The sequence below is a fragment of the Vibrio sp. St2 genome (genome assembly GCF_947311885.1).
In the GTDB taxonomy this organism is placed as follows: domain Bacteria; phylum Pseudomonadota; class Gammaproteobacteria; order Enterobacterales; family Vibrionaceae; genus Vibrio; species Vibrio coralliilyticus.
On the sequence record NZ_CAMZNA010000003.1, the window covers coordinates 412,779 to 427,986 of the forward strand.

General features: G+C 45.1%; 13 protein-coding genes and 1 tRNA gene. 7 read left to right on the top strand and 7 right to left on the bottom strand.

Annotation, left to right across the window (positions count from 1 at the left end; all coding sequences use genetic code 11):
• Positions 1 to 98 precede the first annotated feature (98 nt).
• Complete coding sequence (locus tag QMA41_RS13670; RefSeq protein WP_281629949.1) at positions 99 to 1,766, bottom strand: electron transfer flavoprotein-ubiquinone oxidoreductase; 1,668 nt, start codon at positions 1,764 to 1,766, stop codon at positions 99 to 101.
• 217 nt (positions 1,767 to 1,983) lie between these two features.
• Between QMA41_RS13670 and QMA41_RS13675 the strand changes: the two genes are divergently transcribed.
• From QMA41_RS13675 to QMA41_RS13685, 3 genes are all read left to right on the top strand, one after another.
• Positions 1,984 to 2,733 carry an electron transfer flavoprotein subunit beta/FixA family protein gene (locus QMA41_RS13675; protein ID WP_281629950.1) on the top strand — a complete coding sequence of 250 codons (750 nt, stop codon included), beginning with the start codon at positions 1,984 to 1,986 and terminating at the stop codon, positions 2,731 to 2,733.
• 10 nt (positions 2,734 to 2,743) lie between these two features.
• Positions 2,744 to 3,682, top strand: coding sequence for an FAD-binding protein (locus QMA41_RS13680; protein WP_281629951.1), 939 nt, complete (start codon positions 2,744 to 2,746; stop codon positions 3,680 to 3,682).
• Positions 3,683 to 3,862: 180 nt separating this feature from the next.
• The gene (locus QMA41_RS13685) at positions 3,863 to 4,942 is read left to right on the top strand and encodes a GGDEF domain-containing protein (RefSeq protein ID WP_021455866.1); all 1,080 of its coding nucleotides are present in this window, start codon (positions 3,863 to 3,865) and stop codon (positions 4,940 to 4,942) included.
• Here the strand turns inward: QMA41_RS13685 and QMA41_RS13690 are convergent.
• From QMA41_RS13690 to pdhA, 3 genes are read right to left on the bottom strand one after another with little or no spacing between them, the layout of a single operon-like run.
• Positions 4,939 to 6,075, bottom strand: coding sequence for a dihydrolipoamide acetyltransferase family protein (locus QMA41_RS13690; protein ID WP_029236159.1), 1,137 nt, complete (start codon positions 6,073 to 6,075; stop codon positions 4,939 to 4,941). The two genes, QMA41_RS13685 and QMA41_RS13690, sit on opposite strands and share 4 nt — an antisense overlap.
• Entirely contained in the window at positions 6,072 to 7,055 is a 984-nt protein-coding gene (locus tag QMA41_RS13695) for an alpha-ketoacid dehydrogenase subunit beta (protein ID WP_006960846.1), read from the bottom strand. The genes QMA41_RS13690 and QMA41_RS13695 overlap by 4 nt, the downstream gene beginning before the upstream one ends.
• Positions 7,048 to 8,142, bottom strand: coding sequence for a pyruvate dehydrogenase (acetyl-transferring) E1 component subunit alpha (gene pdhA, locus QMA41_RS13700; RefSeq protein ID WP_281629952.1), 1,095 nt, complete (start codon positions 8,140 to 8,142; stop codon positions 7,048 to 7,050). The genes QMA41_RS13695 and pdhA overlap by 8 nt, the downstream gene beginning before the upstream one ends.
• Before the next feature lie 798 nt (positions 8,143 to 8,940).
• On the opposite strand from pdhA, the gene QMA41_RS13705 reads away from it, so the two are divergent.
• The gene (locus QMA41_RS13705; protein ID WP_281629953.1) at positions 8,941 to 11,253 is read left to right on the top strand and encodes a methyl-accepting chemotaxis protein; all 2,313 of its coding nucleotides are present in this window, start codon (positions 8,941 to 8,943) and stop codon (positions 11,251 to 11,253) included.
• 37 nt (positions 11,254 to 11,290) lie between these two features.
• Here QMA41_RS13705 and QMA41_RS13710 read toward each other — a convergent pair whose 3' ends face one another.
• Positions 11,291 to 12,259, bottom strand: a complete 969-nt coding sequence (locus tag QMA41_RS13710) for a sensor domain-containing diguanylate cyclase (protein ID WP_281629954.1) — start codon at positions 12,257 to 12,259, stop codon at positions 11,291 to 11,293.
• Positions 12,260 to 12,386: 127 nt separating this feature from the next.
• Between QMA41_RS13710 and QMA41_RS13715 the strand changes: the two genes are divergently transcribed.
• The 3 genes from QMA41_RS13715 (at position 12,387) to QMA41_RS13725 (ending at position 13,369) form a co-directional block, all read left to right on the top strand.
• Positions 12,387 to 12,731 carry a HopJ type III effector protein gene (locus QMA41_RS13715; protein ID WP_006960850.1) on the top strand — a complete coding sequence of 115 codons (345 nt, stop codon included), beginning with the start codon at positions 12,387 to 12,389 and terminating at the stop codon, positions 12,729 to 12,731.
• A gap of 44 nt (positions 12,732 to 12,775) precedes the next feature.
• A complete protein-coding gene (locus tag QMA41_RS13720; protein ID WP_281629955.1) occupies positions 12,776 to 13,132 on the top strand; it encodes an MmcQ/YjbR family DNA-binding protein in 357 nt (118 codons plus the stop codon).
• Between the two features lie 163 nt (positions 13,133 to 13,295).
• Positions 13,296 to 13,369, top strand: a tRNA-Cys gene (locus QMA41_RS13725).
• A gap of 86 nt (positions 13,370 to 13,455) precedes the next feature.
• On the opposite strand, the gene QMA41_RS13730 is transcribed toward QMA41_RS13725, so the two are convergent.
• Together QMA41_RS13730 and QMA41_RS13735 are read right to left on the bottom strand one after the other, a co-directional pair.
• Positions 13,456 to 13,995: a hypothetical protein gene (locus QMA41_RS13730; RefSeq protein ID WP_019276210.1), complete on the bottom strand. Its 540-nt coding sequence runs from the start codon at positions 13,993 to 13,995 to the stop codon at positions 13,456 to 13,458.
• Entirely contained in the window at positions 13,964 to 14,419 is a 456-nt protein-coding gene (locus QMA41_RS13735; protein ID WP_006960853.1) for a hypothetical protein, read from the bottom strand. Before QMA41_RS13735 ends, QMA41_RS13730 begins: the two co-directional genes overlap by 32 nt.
• Between the last annotated feature and the right edge of the window lie 789 nt (positions 14,420 to 15,208).

The window sequence follows — 15,208 nt, forward strand, 5'->3', positions numbered from 1 at the left end:
TATTCCTCACGGTTTGTAGTTGAGAGACATTCTCATATACGTAAGAAATAGAAACTTTGATCACTTTCACTAAGTGCTGGATTTCTTGCGAAAAGCAGTTACATATTCTGATAATTGGGACCACCGCCACCTTCTGGCGGGAGCCAAGTGATATTTTGCGAAGGATCTTTTATGTCGCAGGTTTTGCAATGCAAACAGTTAGCGGCATTGATCTGTAGCTTGCGCGTATTATCAACCGTGACAATTTCGTACACGCCTGCAGGGCAGTATCGCTGACTAGGCTCATCAAAAAGAGGAAGATGATTTTCGATAGGAATACTTTCACTGGCGATAATCAGATGACAAGGCTGGTCTTCTTCATGTTGTGCGCCGGAAAGGTAAACAGAAGAGGGCTTGTCAAAACTCAGTTTGCCATCGGGTTTAGGGTAATCAATCGCGTTGCATTGGGAAATCTCTTTCATCGACAGGTAATCGGCTTGCGGATCGGAAATCGTCCACGGTGCTTCCTTGTGAAACAGAGATTGCCAGATGTTTTGTTCGAATGTGGCCAAAGCGCCTCCCATAATCGCACCATATTTGTGGATTGAAGAAGCAAAGTTTCGGCTCTGTTTTAGCTCGTCAAACAGCCAAGATGACTCAAACAGACTTTGATAATCGGCTTCTCTCTGGCCTCCGTCTGCTTGGAGTGCGTCAAAAACCGCTTCGGCAGCGAGCATGCCGGATTTCATAGCAGTATGACTGCCTTTGATTTTTCCTGAATTCAGCGTTCCAGCGTCACAGCCAATCAACAGCCCACCCGGAAATTGCTGTTTAGGTAATGAGTCAAAACCGCCTTTAGCAATCGCTCTTGCACCATACGAAATCCGTTCACCGCCTTCGAGGTATTGTCGAATCACAGGGTGATGCTTAAAACGTTGAAACTCATCGAATGGGCTGAGGTATGGGTTCGAGTAGTTTAAATCAATGATCAACCCGACGACGACTTGGTTATCTTCTAGATGGTAAAGAAAACTACCACCGCTAGAGTCTGTTTCGTTCAAAGGCCAACCTGCGCCATGAAGCACACTACCTGCCTTATGGATCTCGCTGTCCGGAGGGAGTTGCCAGATTTCTTTTAATCCAAGGGCGTAGTGTTGCGGTTGTCGACCCTCATTGAGGTTGAACTTGCTAATGAGCTGTTTGCCCAAGTGACCGCGTGCACCTTCGGCAAACACAGTGTATTTGGCTTTCAGTTCTATCCCAGCTTCAAAGGTTGGCTTTTGTTCTCCTGATTTATTCAGACCCATATCGGATGTGTTGATGCCCGTTACGGCACCTGATTCATCATAATTCACGCTAGCGGCGGCAAAACCTGGATAGACCTCAATCTCGAGTTCTTCGGCTTTCTGACCAAGCCAGCGACACAAGTTCGCCAGACTGATGACGTGATTGTCGGAACTGTTGTGCATTAGCTTGGGAGTAACAAATGCAGGCATCTTGATGTGATTGCTTTCCGTCGTCATATACATGAACTCATCGCGGGTGACGGGATTATTGATTGGCGCACCAAGTTCTTTCCAGTCAGGGAAAAGTTCATCTAATGCTTTGGTTTCAAAAATCGCACCTGAAAGTATATGTGCACCGACTTCAGCCCCTTTTTCAACAACACAGATTGATAGAGGTACTTCGTTGATTTTGCTGAGTTGGGCGAGTTTGATTGCGGTCGACAACCCCGCAGGCCCGGCCCCGACGACGACGACATCAAACTCCATACATTCTCTTTCCATGGTGTAAACCTACCTTGCCAATTAATTCTTATAGATAAATATAGTGCAGTTGACGTAAACGTAAACTTTACTAAGCTGAGTATAGGCAAAAAATCCGACATGAAACATGTTTAATGAGATCTTAAGCCGTTAAGTAAAAAGATTGGGCTAATCATAAAACTATGATTTATCAACTTGTTATCGTTCTGAAAAATGCTTTTAGCACCAAGGAGGAGATGTGAAAGTACTAGTAGCCATAAAGCGAGTGATTGATCCTTATGTCAAAGTGAGGGTGAAGAGTGATGGCAGTGGTGTTGAAACCAACAACGTCAAAATGTCGATGAATCCATTCTGTGAAATTGCCGTGGAAGAAGCGGTTCGTCTAAAAGAATCCGGTGTCGCAGAAGAGGTGATCGTAGTCTCGATTGGCGATGCAGCAAGCCAGGAAAACTTGAGAGGCGCGCTTGCGTTAGGTGCTGACCGAGCCATTCATGTGGAAGCAGATGGTTCACCAGAACCACTTGTTGTGGCGAAGTTGCTGAAAGCACTAATGGAGCAAGAGCAACCGGGTATTGTTCTTCTAGGCAAACAATCAATTGATACAGATAATAACCAGGTTGCGCAAATGCTTGGCGCGTTAACTGGTCGCCCGCAGGGGACATTTGCCTCGGAAGTTATTGTTGAGGGTGAGCAAGTTAGTGTGACAAGAGAAGTCGATGGCGGTTTGGAAACAGTGAAACTTACATTACCTGCCATTATCAGCACTGATCTACGTCTTAATGAGCCGCGTTATGCTTCGTTGCCTAACATCATGAAAGCCAAGAAAAAGCCGCTGGATGTTATATCCGCCGATGATTTAGGGATCGCGCTAGTACGTAGTCAGGAAATCAGCGAAATCATGGCGCCAGCAGAGCGCTCTGCTGGAGAAATGGTGACCAGCGTGAGTGAACTGGTCGACAAGCTTAAGAATGAAGCCAAGGTGCTGTGAGGAAATGAGTATGAATGCGAAAACGTTAGTTATTGTCGAGCACGATAATCAGACCTTGATTGCAGACACGCTGAAAGCTCTGTCGGCTGCTTCTTCTTTAGATAATGAAGTCAGTGCGCTCGTAGTGGGTTGTGGATGTCAGGCAGTTGTTGATCAGGTTGCTAAAGTTGAGATTGTCAACGAGGTGTTGGTGGCCGATTCAGAAATCTACCAAAACCAACTGGCTGAAAACTGTGCAGAGTTGGTGCAACAGGTTGGGGCGGACTTTTCTCATGTGTTTGCTCCTGCAACGACGTTCGGCAAAAACCTCATGCCAAGAGTTGCGGCATTGCTTGACGTGGGACAATTGTCAGATGTGATTGAAATTGTATCTGACGATACGGTAATCAGATCTGTTTATGCGGGCAATGCACTGGCTAAAGTTAAGTCATCAGACCGAATTAAAGTCATCACGGTGCGCAGTTCTGCATTTGAATCAGCAAAAATGGACGATAGCTCATTAGCTGAAATCAAGCCGGTTGATATCAACATAGGCAACGATCTGTCGGAGCTGGTGGAGCGTCAGAAAACAGAAAGTGCTCGTCCTGATTTACCAGCGGCAAGAGTCGTTGTTTCTGGTGGGCGAGGGCTTGGTAGTAAAGAAAACTTTGTTATGGTTGAGCAACTTGCTGACAAGTTAGGTGGTGCTATTGGCGCGTCACGTGCTGCTGTAGATGCAGGGTTTGTTTCTAATGATCTTCAGGTCGGTCAGACAGGCAAAATCGTCGCACCTGAGCTTTATATTGCAGTCGGGATTTCAGGGGCGATTCAGCACTTGGCAGGGATGAAAGATTCTAAGGTGATTGTGGCTATCAATAGTGACCCAGAGGCTCCGATCTTTCAGATTGCTGACTACGGATTGGTCGGTGACTTGTTTGAAATCCTACCAGAGCTAACCAATTCTATCTAAAGCCAAAACAGAACGTCCGCTAATTTAGCGGGCGTTTTTATGAGTAAACTATCAATAAGTCTCCTAAACTAAATCTACTAGGTGCATAGTGGGGGAGGCTCTATGGGCATACACTTAGATATAACCACGTTGTCTATCATCTGTGTATTATTGTCTTTGTGCTATTGCATAGGATTGTTGTTGATTCAACAACTACAACCCAGCGTCAGTGGCATCAGCACGATAGCTTCTGCGTTGCTACTTCTGTCGGTTAGTTTCTTTCTCCTTAGCTTCGGTAATCAAATCACACATTGGGTCTCTAAGATACTCGCTAACTCCTTAATGGCGTTTAGCTATATTATTTTGCTATTGGGAGTATGCCAGTTTAGAAGGTTCCCCCGGATCATAGCCAATATAGGCTTCTACAGCTTTCCGATACTGATAGTCGGGCTAACCTATTTCACGTTCTTTATGCCGTCCACTAATGCGCGCGTAATTTTGATGACTGTCTATGTGTCGAGCTTGTGCTTCATTGCTATCCTCGCCAATCAAAAGGGCAAAAGTACAGACATTACGCCTTCTAAGTTTCTGCTTTCTTTGGGGTTGGCGACGCAGGGAGGATATAACCTGTTCCGCTTTATCTGGACGCTATTTGAGGAACGGATTGACGACTTCATGATTTCAGGGATGGCTCATCAATTGGCGTTTGTCAGTACACTCCTTATGATCATCTTTATTGGATTTTCAGTGACATGGATGCTAACAGGGCGGCTGGTCGCGACTATCTATGATACTTCGATCAAAGACGAGTTGACTCAGCTCTACAATCGTCGTGCATTAGAAGAATTACTGCCAAAAGAAATAGCCAGATCGAGTCGACATAAGCAGCCTTTGTCTGTGTTGCTGCTTGATATTGATCACTTCAAAAAAGTCAATGACACCTATGGCCACCAAGCGGGAGATCGCGTGCTTCGAACGACAGGGAAGCTACTAATTCTTCAAACGCGAAAAGATGACTTAAGTTTTCGTTATGGTGGTGAAGAATTTCTGGTTTTGCTCCCTAACACTGATGTCGAGAAAGCGGTCATTGTGGCAGAGAAACTAAGAGAAGCGATTAAAAGAGCAAGGATGCTGCCTACCAACGTGGACTCTTGCACAGCGAGCTTTGGAGTGACTCAATTTAATGGGGAGGATGATTGGCAAACCGCTATAGAGCGCGCAGATCAGGCACTCTATAGCGCTAAGGAAAATGGCCGCAACCAGGTTACGGCGAGAACTTAATCAAGTTTCATTTCCAAGTGTTCCACCAGAAGCTTGGTAAAGCGAGCAGCTTCACCGCCAGTACACGCTCTATGGTCAAAGGTTACTGACAGTGGCATTGCTTTTACTGCGACGGCTTCGTTGTTTCGCATCACCACTTTCTCGATGATGCGACCGGCGCCGACAATCGCGACCTGAGGCGGAGAAACAACCGGAGTAGCATAGATACCTGCGATGGCCCCGAAGTTAGACAGCGTGATCGTCGCATGTTGCAATTGTTCACGGCCAATCTTTCTGTCACGAATGCCCGTCACGGTCTCATTTAGCCAAGAACGGATGTCTTCTGTCTTCACTTCGTTCGCGTTACGCAAAACAGGGACATACAAGCCATGGCTACTGTCAACAGCGATACCGATGTTCACGGCACTATGCACACAGCGTGTCATAGTTTCTGCGTCAAACCAGGCGTTGAGCGCAGGTTCTTTTTCACAAGCATGAACTACCGCCTGAATCAGGCGACCTGAAATGTCTTCGCCTTTGTTCCAGTTTTCAAGTAGCGCTTCTTCGGTAATGGTGACAGAAGCGACATTGTGATGCGACTCCGCCATGGTTCCCACCATAGTTCGGCGAGCACCCTTAAGCACTTCTGTTCCAGGTTGTTGTTTACCCGCTTCTTCGTAGATGTCCGCATCAGTGATCATGCCATCGTGACCACTGCCTTTAACATGCAGTAAATCTACACCCAGCTTTTTCGCCAATAAACGTGCAGAAGGCATTGCGGTAAGCGGTGAGTCTTCACCAGTATTGTGAGAGGCACCAATCCAGAAGTCATCTACATCAACTTGATGGGTTTTACTGGACACGTTGCCAACAACAGTAGCAGCGTCCTTTTGTTTTGATTCGACTTTATTCGTAGCACCTTCTTCTTCAATTTCTAGAAGCAAGCTACCAATATTGATAACGTCGCCTTCTTCTCCATGACGACTGACTATTTTACCACTGTATGGTGCAGGTACTTCTACGACGGCTTTCGCAGTCTCAACGGTCAAAATAATTTGATCGACTTTAACCATGTCACCGACGTTTACATGCCACTGTACAATTTCCGATTCCGCAAGCCCTTCACCAAGATCTGGCAGTAAAAATGATCTCATTTCCATCCCTCCACGAGTTCTTTAGCTGCGATAACAATGTCTTCTTCCTGAATCATAAAATAGTCTTCATTTCTGTAATAAGGCATGACCGTATCCATACCAGTGACACGCTTTGGTGGCGCTTTTAAGGTACACATCGCGTGCTCAGCAGTTCTAGCGATGATTTCCGCACCGACACCACAGGTTTTACTCGCTTCATGAACGACGAGTAAGCGACCTGTTTTGTCGAGTGATTTCAAGATGGTGTCCATGTCGATAGGCTTGATGCTAGCAAGATCAATCACCTCCGCTTCAATACCCTGTTCTGACAAGGTTTGCGCAGCTTGCAGTGACTCAACCACGCATGCGCCCCATGTGACAAGCGTCAGATCTCGACCTTTTCGAAGAGTGAAACAGCTGTCTAGTGGCAGTGCTTCGCCATTATCTACTACGTTAGATTTGACGGTGCGGTAGATACGCTTAGGTTCAAAGAACATAACAGGATCGTTGCTACGAATAGCCGCGAGCAATAAGCCGTAAGCTCGTTGAGGTGACGATGGAATCACGACTCTGAAACCGGGAATGTGAGCAAACAGTGCTTCGACACTTTCCGAATGATGCTCAGGAGCGTGGATACCACCGCCAAATGGCGCTCGAAAAACGGCAGGGCAGGTGAGTCGGCCACGTGTACGATTTCGCATACGTGCCGCATGACACATCAGATGCTCCATAGCAGGAAAAACGAAGCCTTGGAATTGAAACTCTGCCACAGGCCTCAAGCCCTGGGTTGCCATGCCAACGCTGACACCGCCAATTAATGCTTCTGCTAGCGGTGTATCGATCACTCGTTTCAGGCCGAATTTCTCTTTCAGGCCTACAGTTGCACGAAACACACCGCCGTTATCGCCGACGTCTTCACCTAGGACAACTACTTTAGCGTCTTTGCTCATTTCATGATGCAAGGCGAGGTTGACTGCCTCAACCAGTGTAATCTCAGACATGTTTGCCTCCCTGCATTCGCATCGCTTTGTTGATCAGTTCATCCCTTTGTTTATTGAGTTCTGTAACAGGAGATTCATACAGGTAATCAAAGGCAGATTCTGGAGCTTGAGGTGGAAGGTTAAGGTAGCGTTCAACGGCTTTTTCGACTTCGACTCTAGCTTGTTCTAGTAGAGCTTGCTCTTCTTCTTCGGACCAGTGGCCCTGTTGAATCAAGTAGTTTTTGAGGCGGAGAATAGGTTCAAATTGCCAGGCCTGATTGAGCTCATCTGTGCTGCGATAGCGACTAGCGTCATCCGCAGTGGTATGGTCACTGAGTCGATAACTTACTGCTTCAATCAAAGTCGCGCCTTTCCCTTTTCTTGCTCTGTCTAATGCGGTTGCAATCGCGTCGAACATGGCAACAACGTCATTGCCGTCAACCGTGATACCAGGTATGCCAGCGCCTTTTGCTTTCTCTGAAAGAAAATCAGCAGCACATTGTAGGGCACGTGGTACTGAAATCGCCCATTGGTTATTATTGACGACAAACACTAACGGAATATTCCAAGCACCTGCACAGTTGATGGACTCAAGGAAATCACCTTTAGACGTTGCACCGTCACCACAAGTAACAAGTGCTGCATTGTGGTTACCATCAATTTTCAATGCCGCCGCCACGCCGACAGCGTGTGTACATTGAGTCGCAATAGGTACGCAGAAAGGTAAGTCCCGGCATGATATATGGCTATCTTCTGGGCAGAAGTCACTACCGCGCTCGTCGCCACCCCAGTATTGGAGGTTTTTTTCCATGCCAATACCGCGAACCCACATAGCGGGCATATCACGATAATAGGGGACGAAGACGTCTTGCACACGCAATGCGTGACCTATGGCAATACCAAAGGCCTCTGCACCCAAGTGTGAAGGGTAGGTTCCTAGCTTTCCGGTTCTTTGTAAGGCGACAGCTTTATTGTCGTAGGTGCGTGCGACAACCATGTCGCAATAGAACTTTTTCAGTGTCGCAGCATCAGCCCACTCTGGGAGTGGTTTAACGACTTGTCCATGGTGATCGATAAATCGACTCATGGGTAAGGCCTGAACGTTCATCTCAAGCTCCTTGTTGCGCTGCATTCTTTGGCAGCAATTAATTAACATCCTCCGGGCAAAACCACTTTAATGGCATTCTGACTTTGTTCTCAATTCGAAATACTATTCTAGAGAATTGGTTAGATGCATTCTTTCACACTGATATAAGTAATATATCCAGTGATGAATCTTGGTTGTGCCAGTTAATTTAAGTGTAACCAAAATGTTAAATAACGCCTGATTTGAGTCGATTTTCTAGAGTAAACTAATCCTTACAAACGTTAAAAAACAGATGAAAGTGCTGGTTTTTTTGAGTCGGAATGTCGAAATCTGAAAATATTCACTATCGATTTAAGGAATTTTACAAGAATATTATCCGGAATTTTTTGCAAAAATTGTCTAAAAACTTTCTTTTGGGCGACAAAATCAGTGCCAAAGTTGTTCGAAAGGTATCGATATTTGGCTTTCACACAACCACGTAATCATATTGCTCATCATTAAATGATTGATGGGTGTATATCGAGTGGCTATAAGGTCAATTTCAATATTTTTGCGGTAAATATCACAGGTCAAACCAGTGTTTGTTACCACTTAGTGGGTAAGGTTGAGGTTTGCTTTAGCCTTATATATTAGGTAGTTAGTGATTTAAGTCGACTTTTACCTCTCTCAACCTGCGGATAAACCGTTGAGGGCTCATCGAAAAGTTCATTTTTTGTGCTTACACTTATATCACTAAATGCATATAAATAGTACGTCAGCTGGCAAGACTCTTCTGAATAAACAGAGGCGGAGATGGATTTTCCGCAAAGAGGTTCGGTTATGAAGATTGCCACTAAAATAGTGTTGGCTTCGACTTTGTTATGCAGTATTGCCGTTGTCGCGACAGGGACTTTCGTTGGGTGGAGAGCATCTGAGCTATCAGAACAAGCACTCTATCAGCGAGCAATTAGTCAACTTACTTCCATTCGGGAAAACAAAAAAAGCGAAATAGAGAACTACTTTCAGCATATTCGCGGTCAGATTGTCACCACTGCAAACTCAATTGGAGTTAGAGATGCCATGGTGGCTTTTAAAGACACTTTCGAGCGCTATCCGGTAGAGTCCGTTACTTCAAGTGATCTATCGAGCCTTTCCAATTATTATACCTCCAATTTTGGCACTACCTACCGAACAGCAAATGGTGGTAATTCAGCGAATGAACTGCAAAAGCTGAACATGCTGTCTCCGAGGGCGAAGGCGCTTCAAGCACGTTATATCGGCGTTAACCCGAACCCCTTGGGTGAGAAACATCAGATGATGGCTGACTCGTTAGGGACTGACTACGACAAAGTGCACAGTAAGTACCATCCAAGCATCAAAGGCTTTCTGGAAGAGTTCGGCTACTATGATATTTTCTTGGTCGATACCAGCGGCAACATTGTTTACTCAGTTTTTAAAGAGCTTGATTATGCGACCAACTTGAACTCCGGTCCTTATGCTGGGAGTGGTATCGCCAAGGCGTTTAAAAATGCGCTGAATAAAGGCGCATCTCAGTATCATCTTGAAGACTTTGCTCCTTATTTCCCTTCCTATGAAGCAGCCGCTTCTTTTATCGCCACACCAGTAAAAGTCGACAACCAAACCATTGGCGTTCTTATCTTCCAGATGCCCGTGGATAAGATCAATAGCATTATGACTTTCGGAGAAAACTGGAGTTATGCGGGGTTGGGTAATTCTGGTGAAACTTATCTTGTGGGCCCAGACAGCTTGTTACGTAGTGAATCGCGTTTTCTCCTCGAAGAGCCAGAACTCTATTTCGAAGAGCTTAGAGCATCTGGTGTCTCGAAAAACATTATGGATCAGATACAAGGTAAGTCTTCGGCTATTGGTCGACAGATGGTAGATACGGCAAGCGTAAAAGCTGCTTTTCGCGGTCAAAGCGGTTCTGAAGTGGTTGATGATTACCGCGGTATAGAAGTGCTATCGGTTTATTCACCTCTGGATGCAGCAGGATTACAGTGGGCAATTGTGACCGAGATAGACAAAGCAGAGGCATTAGCTGATCTAGACGCGCTGGTGCAATCTAAATTCACGACCGTTCTTACCAGTATTGTTGTCGGGGTAACCGCTGCTGTACTTGTCTCTTATTTCCTTGGTAGCAGTATTTCGAGACCAATCCGCGTGGCAAGCGAGAAAATCCAGAGAATCAGTCGCGACAATGATCTCACAGAAAGGTTAGATGTAGAGGGTAAAGATGAAATGACAGATTTAGCCGTTTCACTTAACTCCTTGTTTACGCATTTGCAGGACATTATTAGGAAATTCGCCGAAGCTACAGAGAATCTGAACAACAATACGCAAAGTATGGCAGGTAACATGAATAGTACCCGTGATGCAGTGCAAGATCAGAACCATCGTACTGAATCTGTTGCTACTGCCGTCAACGAAATGAGTGCTTCGATTGCCGAGGTAGCTCAGTTTGCAAGTCGAGCGGCGGAGTTTGTGAAAAATGCCAACGATACTGGTAGTGAAGGTGTTGGAATCGGTCGTAACCTTGGTAGTGAAATTTCACGTCTTAACGAAGAAATGAAAACTGCCGTCGATGCGATAGGGCGTCTGCATCATGAAAGCAATTCAATTGCTGAAGTTTTGGATGTGATTCAAGGTATCGCAGAACAAACTAACCTACTGGCGCTCAATGCAGCCATTGAGGCGGCGCGAGCGGGTGAACAAGGGCGCGGTTTTGCGGTTGTGGCTGATGAGGTTCGCTCCCTTGCTGGTCGAACTCAGTCGTCAACAGAAGAAATTCGAGAAAAGATCGAATCCTTGCAACGAGAAACCAACGAAGTATCAAAGAGTATTGAAAATGCTAACAATACGGTATCGCAAGGCGTGGATACGTGTGATCAGAATGCGGGTATGCTTGAGCAGATAGTTACCATGCTCAACGATCTGAATGAAATGAATGTGCAGATTGCAGCAGCAACCGAAGAGCAAAAAGCGGTAACTGACGAAATTAGTGGCAGTATTACTTCGATTGCGGACGCATCTTCTGCAGTGTCTAGTCAGGTCAGTGACGTAGACCACGTGCTGCAAGGTCTATCTTCTCAAGCCGAGCAGCTTAATGCGGAAGTATCGCAGTTTAAGTATTAAGACTAAACAAATGGCCGACTCACTGAGAGTCGGCTTTTTACTTCTTACTCTGTTTATTTTGATACATAGCTTTGTCTGACTGAGCGATAAGATCTTCAAGGCAGGGGGCACCAAAACAGTCTTCGATATGAGAGCCAATACTTAAACTGGTTAAACTCAACGACTCATTGTCTTTGGTCTGGGCTAGGTACTCAGCCGAAACCCGAGCCGCGAGTTGTTTTAGCTCTCTTCGCGTATTGAGCAGCGAAAGTACAACGAATTCATCTCCGCCTAAGCGAGCGATAACATCACTTTGTCTACATGCCTCTCTTAAAGTTTGAGCTAGTATGAGAATGCACTGGTCTCCTGACTCATGGCCACCCTTATCATTGACCTGCTTCAAGTTGTCAATATCGATGTAGAGCATTCCGATAGCTTGCTGATATCTCGGCGCATCTTTTATTTTCTGCTCTCCGAGCAAAGTTAACCCTCGCCGATTAAATGTGTCAGTTAAATCATCTTTTAAGGCGAGTTCTTCAGCTTCTTGGAGCCGACAAGCGGTATCTAAATCTAATGTGACCAATCGAGCGAGCTGGCACAACACTCTAATTAGGGTTCTGTCATACGAAGTTGCATTGGTATCGATAACGCAAATGGAACCAAAAGGCTTACCATTTGGCCAAAAAATAGGTATTCCGCAATAAGAACGAACGGCACCCTCTGCGACAGGGGGTGCAGCAGACCAAACTTCATGGGTTGCTGCGCTTGGTACGTAGAGATCTTGTCGTGTTTCGATCATATGACGACAGAAGCTTGTCATGTTCCATGGCCAGTTCATTTGCGCTTCTAAGTAGTGATCTGGATTCTGGCTCGAAACAACCACATTAAACTCGTCATTTCTAAGTTGGACGATTGCTCCGGTTGCCGCTCCAAATAAATCAGCCAGCAGATTAACCATTTCCTGCCACTTTGATAAGTCAATTAGTTGCGCGTCCGGATCGGTTAAACATTGCTGTGTATCTACCATTTGTTCTTCCCTAAATGCTGTACTGTTAGTTTATTATAGAGCGCCATTATAGAGTTTTTGAGGAATAAACACCTTTTTAATTATGAATCAATATCATAGACTTAATCTGTTTTAACAGGAGTGAAAAATGGAATTAAGTGTATTTATTGAACAATTGAATCAAAGCCCAGCGACGGTCCAGTTTGAACAGTCAATGGCAGTGATTGACGCAAATTACGAGTTTACGCCAACAGCTTTCATCAATGGCGAAACGAAGAATGAAGCCAACCAAAACAATGGATCGTGCAAAATATTCGCGTTCGCTCAGTTGAATCAGCTAACTGAGCAGGACACCTTAGCGTGCTTTGGTCGCTTTTATCGTGAAGATGTCCTTCAGAATCCAGACGGCGACGATCACGCCAATATCCGTAATTTTATTAAGTTTGGTTGGCAAGGTATTCAATTCGAATCAGATGCACTTGTTAGTAAATGATGGATCTAGGAGCGTTATCGCTCCTTTTTTATAGGTGAATGAATATGAACAACAAACAGCTTGCTGAGTATCTGGACACCTTTATGAGCGCAGAATCTGATTATCCTTTTGGCCCTGAGGCGTTAGTCTACAAAGTGAAAGGAAAAATGTTCGCCATTTTGTCGATGAGAGAAGGGCGCGAATACGTAACTGTGAAAGTAAAGCCTGAAGATGGTGAAGTGCTAACCTTCCAATTCGCAGACATTACACCGGGATACCATACAAATAAAAGGCACTGGGTGACGGTTTACTATCCCGGCGACGTCGAAGATGGACTGATTCAGGACCTTTGTGAACGCTCATATGAACTGATTGTGAGTAAATTACCCAAAGCACAAAGGGCAGTATTAGGATACGATTAGAGTTGAGTTGTGCAAAAACTCGCAGGTTAGATCAAATAAGCAACCATTTGATTTAAATATCAGCAATCAATCAGGAAAGAGATATTTTTGTTTGACTCTCATCGCTCAATCCGTAAAGTATGCATCGAACGCAGCGGTGGGTAACTAAAGCGTTAAAAGAAAAGGCGCGTTGGCAGAGTGGCTATGCAGCGGATTGCAAATCCGTGGACCTCGGTTCGACTCCGGGACGCGCCTCCATTCTTTTACTCTTCTCATTACATATCACATAAAATCACTTTCTCAATACTAAATAGAAAACCACATCCTTGTAGTTTATTAGCTGATTACAAATCGTTTGACGTTAAGAATACAGATTTGTCGACTTTAGAAAAGATATCTTGATAAGTTTTGGCACTATAAACAGGTTGAGACCACGACGTGCCGCCAGTATTGGTCAGTGCTTTAGCAACGATGTTCAAACGAACACGAACTGACTGGGATTTTTCCTGTACAGTTGCTGAAACTTCTACACGTCTAACCGTTTGGTAGGTACCAGAGCCAGGCCCATAGAAGAAATCATTAAAGCTTTTTGTACCGTTATCAAGCTCATCTAATTCCATCGCCGCAGTAACTAACCCGAGTTCTGGCTCGACAACAGTGAGGATGTAGCCTTCGTCTTGAAGAGCACCTATCACTGCGCGAAGCACGTTTCGCTCCGATTGTTCAGAGTACTCACGGGTTTGCATCTGACGTACTTGAAGTTGAGTCATTTCTGGTTGCTGGGGACGTGTCGATGACGCGCATCCGGCTAATAGCGTCAAAACAAGCAGCGCGAATAGCCAGCGATGGTGACTAGAACGTAGACGAGTGATACTTAAAGTCATCTACTATCCCTTCTTTAAAGTTGATGATTACTGTAAGTGTCTTCTGAGTGGTTGAAGTCACGCCAGTTTGCTCTTCATAACCTGCGGACGCACCTCCGAGAAGTGGATATTTCCCGCCTTTGCCACCGAGAATGAGCGCAGAAACGCCACCGGAACTGGTTGAGTAGGCTGTTTGTGTGCTTATTTTGTCGTAGATCCAGCTTTCTTTGTCTGTACCACCGCCAGTAACGATGTTTGGCGAGCCAAGCACTGAAGCCACATCTGCTTGCGTCATGCCCTGACGAATCTCTTTCTGTACTGTACCCACTGTTGTCGTTGATTCGACATTGTTCGGCAGCGAGTTCGCGTGCTCAGATGTACTTTTGCAGCCTACGAGTAGTAGGCTTCCCGCAGCAAGAGCGATAAGTGTATTGATGTTTTTCACTTGAATATCTCTTTGTTAAATTCCGATTGGATATTGTTGTAATTATTAGGCTTTCAGGAGCTTGCACAATGCGCTGTCTGAAATTGAAAGCAATAACGCAAGATTAATGAGCGTTTAGTTTGTTTCCTGCGATAGGCTAACGAATATTTATAAAATATCCTCTAATAAATTAGGGAATTTAGATTTCGGTTCATTTATGAGACGGATAAAGTAATGGTTTAAAAATTGAAAAGAACTTTAGCTACAGCTTAATAGCGAATTTATCAAAGCGAGAATTGGCTATGTGGCTCAACAACATGGTGAGTATGTTGCCAAAACCGTATTGAACCAGCGGAGAAACAAAAACCAAAGGTTACAATCGAAACCCACTTATTGCTTTGTTACCTACGGGGCAGAGAACAGGCTTTGTAGAGCTACCTTTTGCGATTACCACATTGAAGCCTCTTGTTAATATGGAGCAGAAAGATTTATTTATTGCAAAGTGTATAAAGCTTTCAGGGGTAGACATCTTTGTATGGCAACGATTGGGCAAAGAGTTTAGCGCACATCTTTTGCGCAAAGTGATCGTCAATTACTCTGTAAAGTGTGGTTTTTAACCATTTGAATCAAAAAGACAAAATTTTTATTGATCTCAAATCTCAATCCGTTAAAGTACGCCTCGTTCTCACGGCACAGGCCAGTGAGAGATGGTGTTACCATCGCATGATTGCGTTGCCCTGGTGGTGGAATTGGTAGACACAAGGGATTTAAAATCCCTCGGCGTTCGCGCTGTGCCGGTTCAAGTCCGGC

Coding starts and splice junctions, on each gene's coding strand:
- QMA41_RS13670 (WP_281629949.1), bottom strand. CDS start 1,766: ATGGAAAGAGAATGTATGGAGTTTGATGTCGTCGTCGTCGGGGCCGGG.
- QMA41_RS13680 (WP_281629951.1), top strand. CDS start 2,744: ATGAATGCGAAAACGTTAGTTATTGTCGAGCACGATAATCAGACCTTG.
- QMA41_RS13690 (WP_029236159.1), bottom strand. CDS start 6,075: ATGAGATCATTTTTACTGCCAGATCTTGGTGAAGGGCTTGCGGAATCG.
- QMA41_RS13695 (WP_006960846.1), bottom strand. CDS start 7,055: ATGTCTGAGATTACACTGGTTGAGGCAGTCAACCTCGCCTTGCATCAT.
- pdhA (WP_281629952.1), bottom strand. CDS start 8,142: ATGAACGTTCAGGCCTTACCCATGAGTCGATTTATCGATCACCATGGA.
- QMA41_RS13705 (WP_281629953.1), top strand. CDS start 8,941: ATGAAGATTGCCACTAAAATAGTGTTGGCTTCGACTTTGTTATGCAGT.
- QMA41_RS13710 (WP_281629954.1), bottom strand. CDS start 12,259: ATGGTAGATACACAGCAATGTTTAACCGATCCGGACGCGCAACTAATT.
- QMA41_RS13715 (WP_006960850.1), top strand. CDS start 12,387: ATGGAATTAAGTGTATTTATTGAACAATTGAATCAAAGCCCAGCGACG.
- QMA41_RS13720 (WP_281629955.1), top strand. CDS start 12,776: ATGAACAACAAACAGCTTGCTGAGTATCTGGACACCTTTATGAGCGCA.
- QMA41_RS13730 (WP_019276210.1), bottom strand. CDS start 13,995: ATGACTTTAAGTATCACTCGTCTACGTTCTAGTCACCATCGCTGGCTA.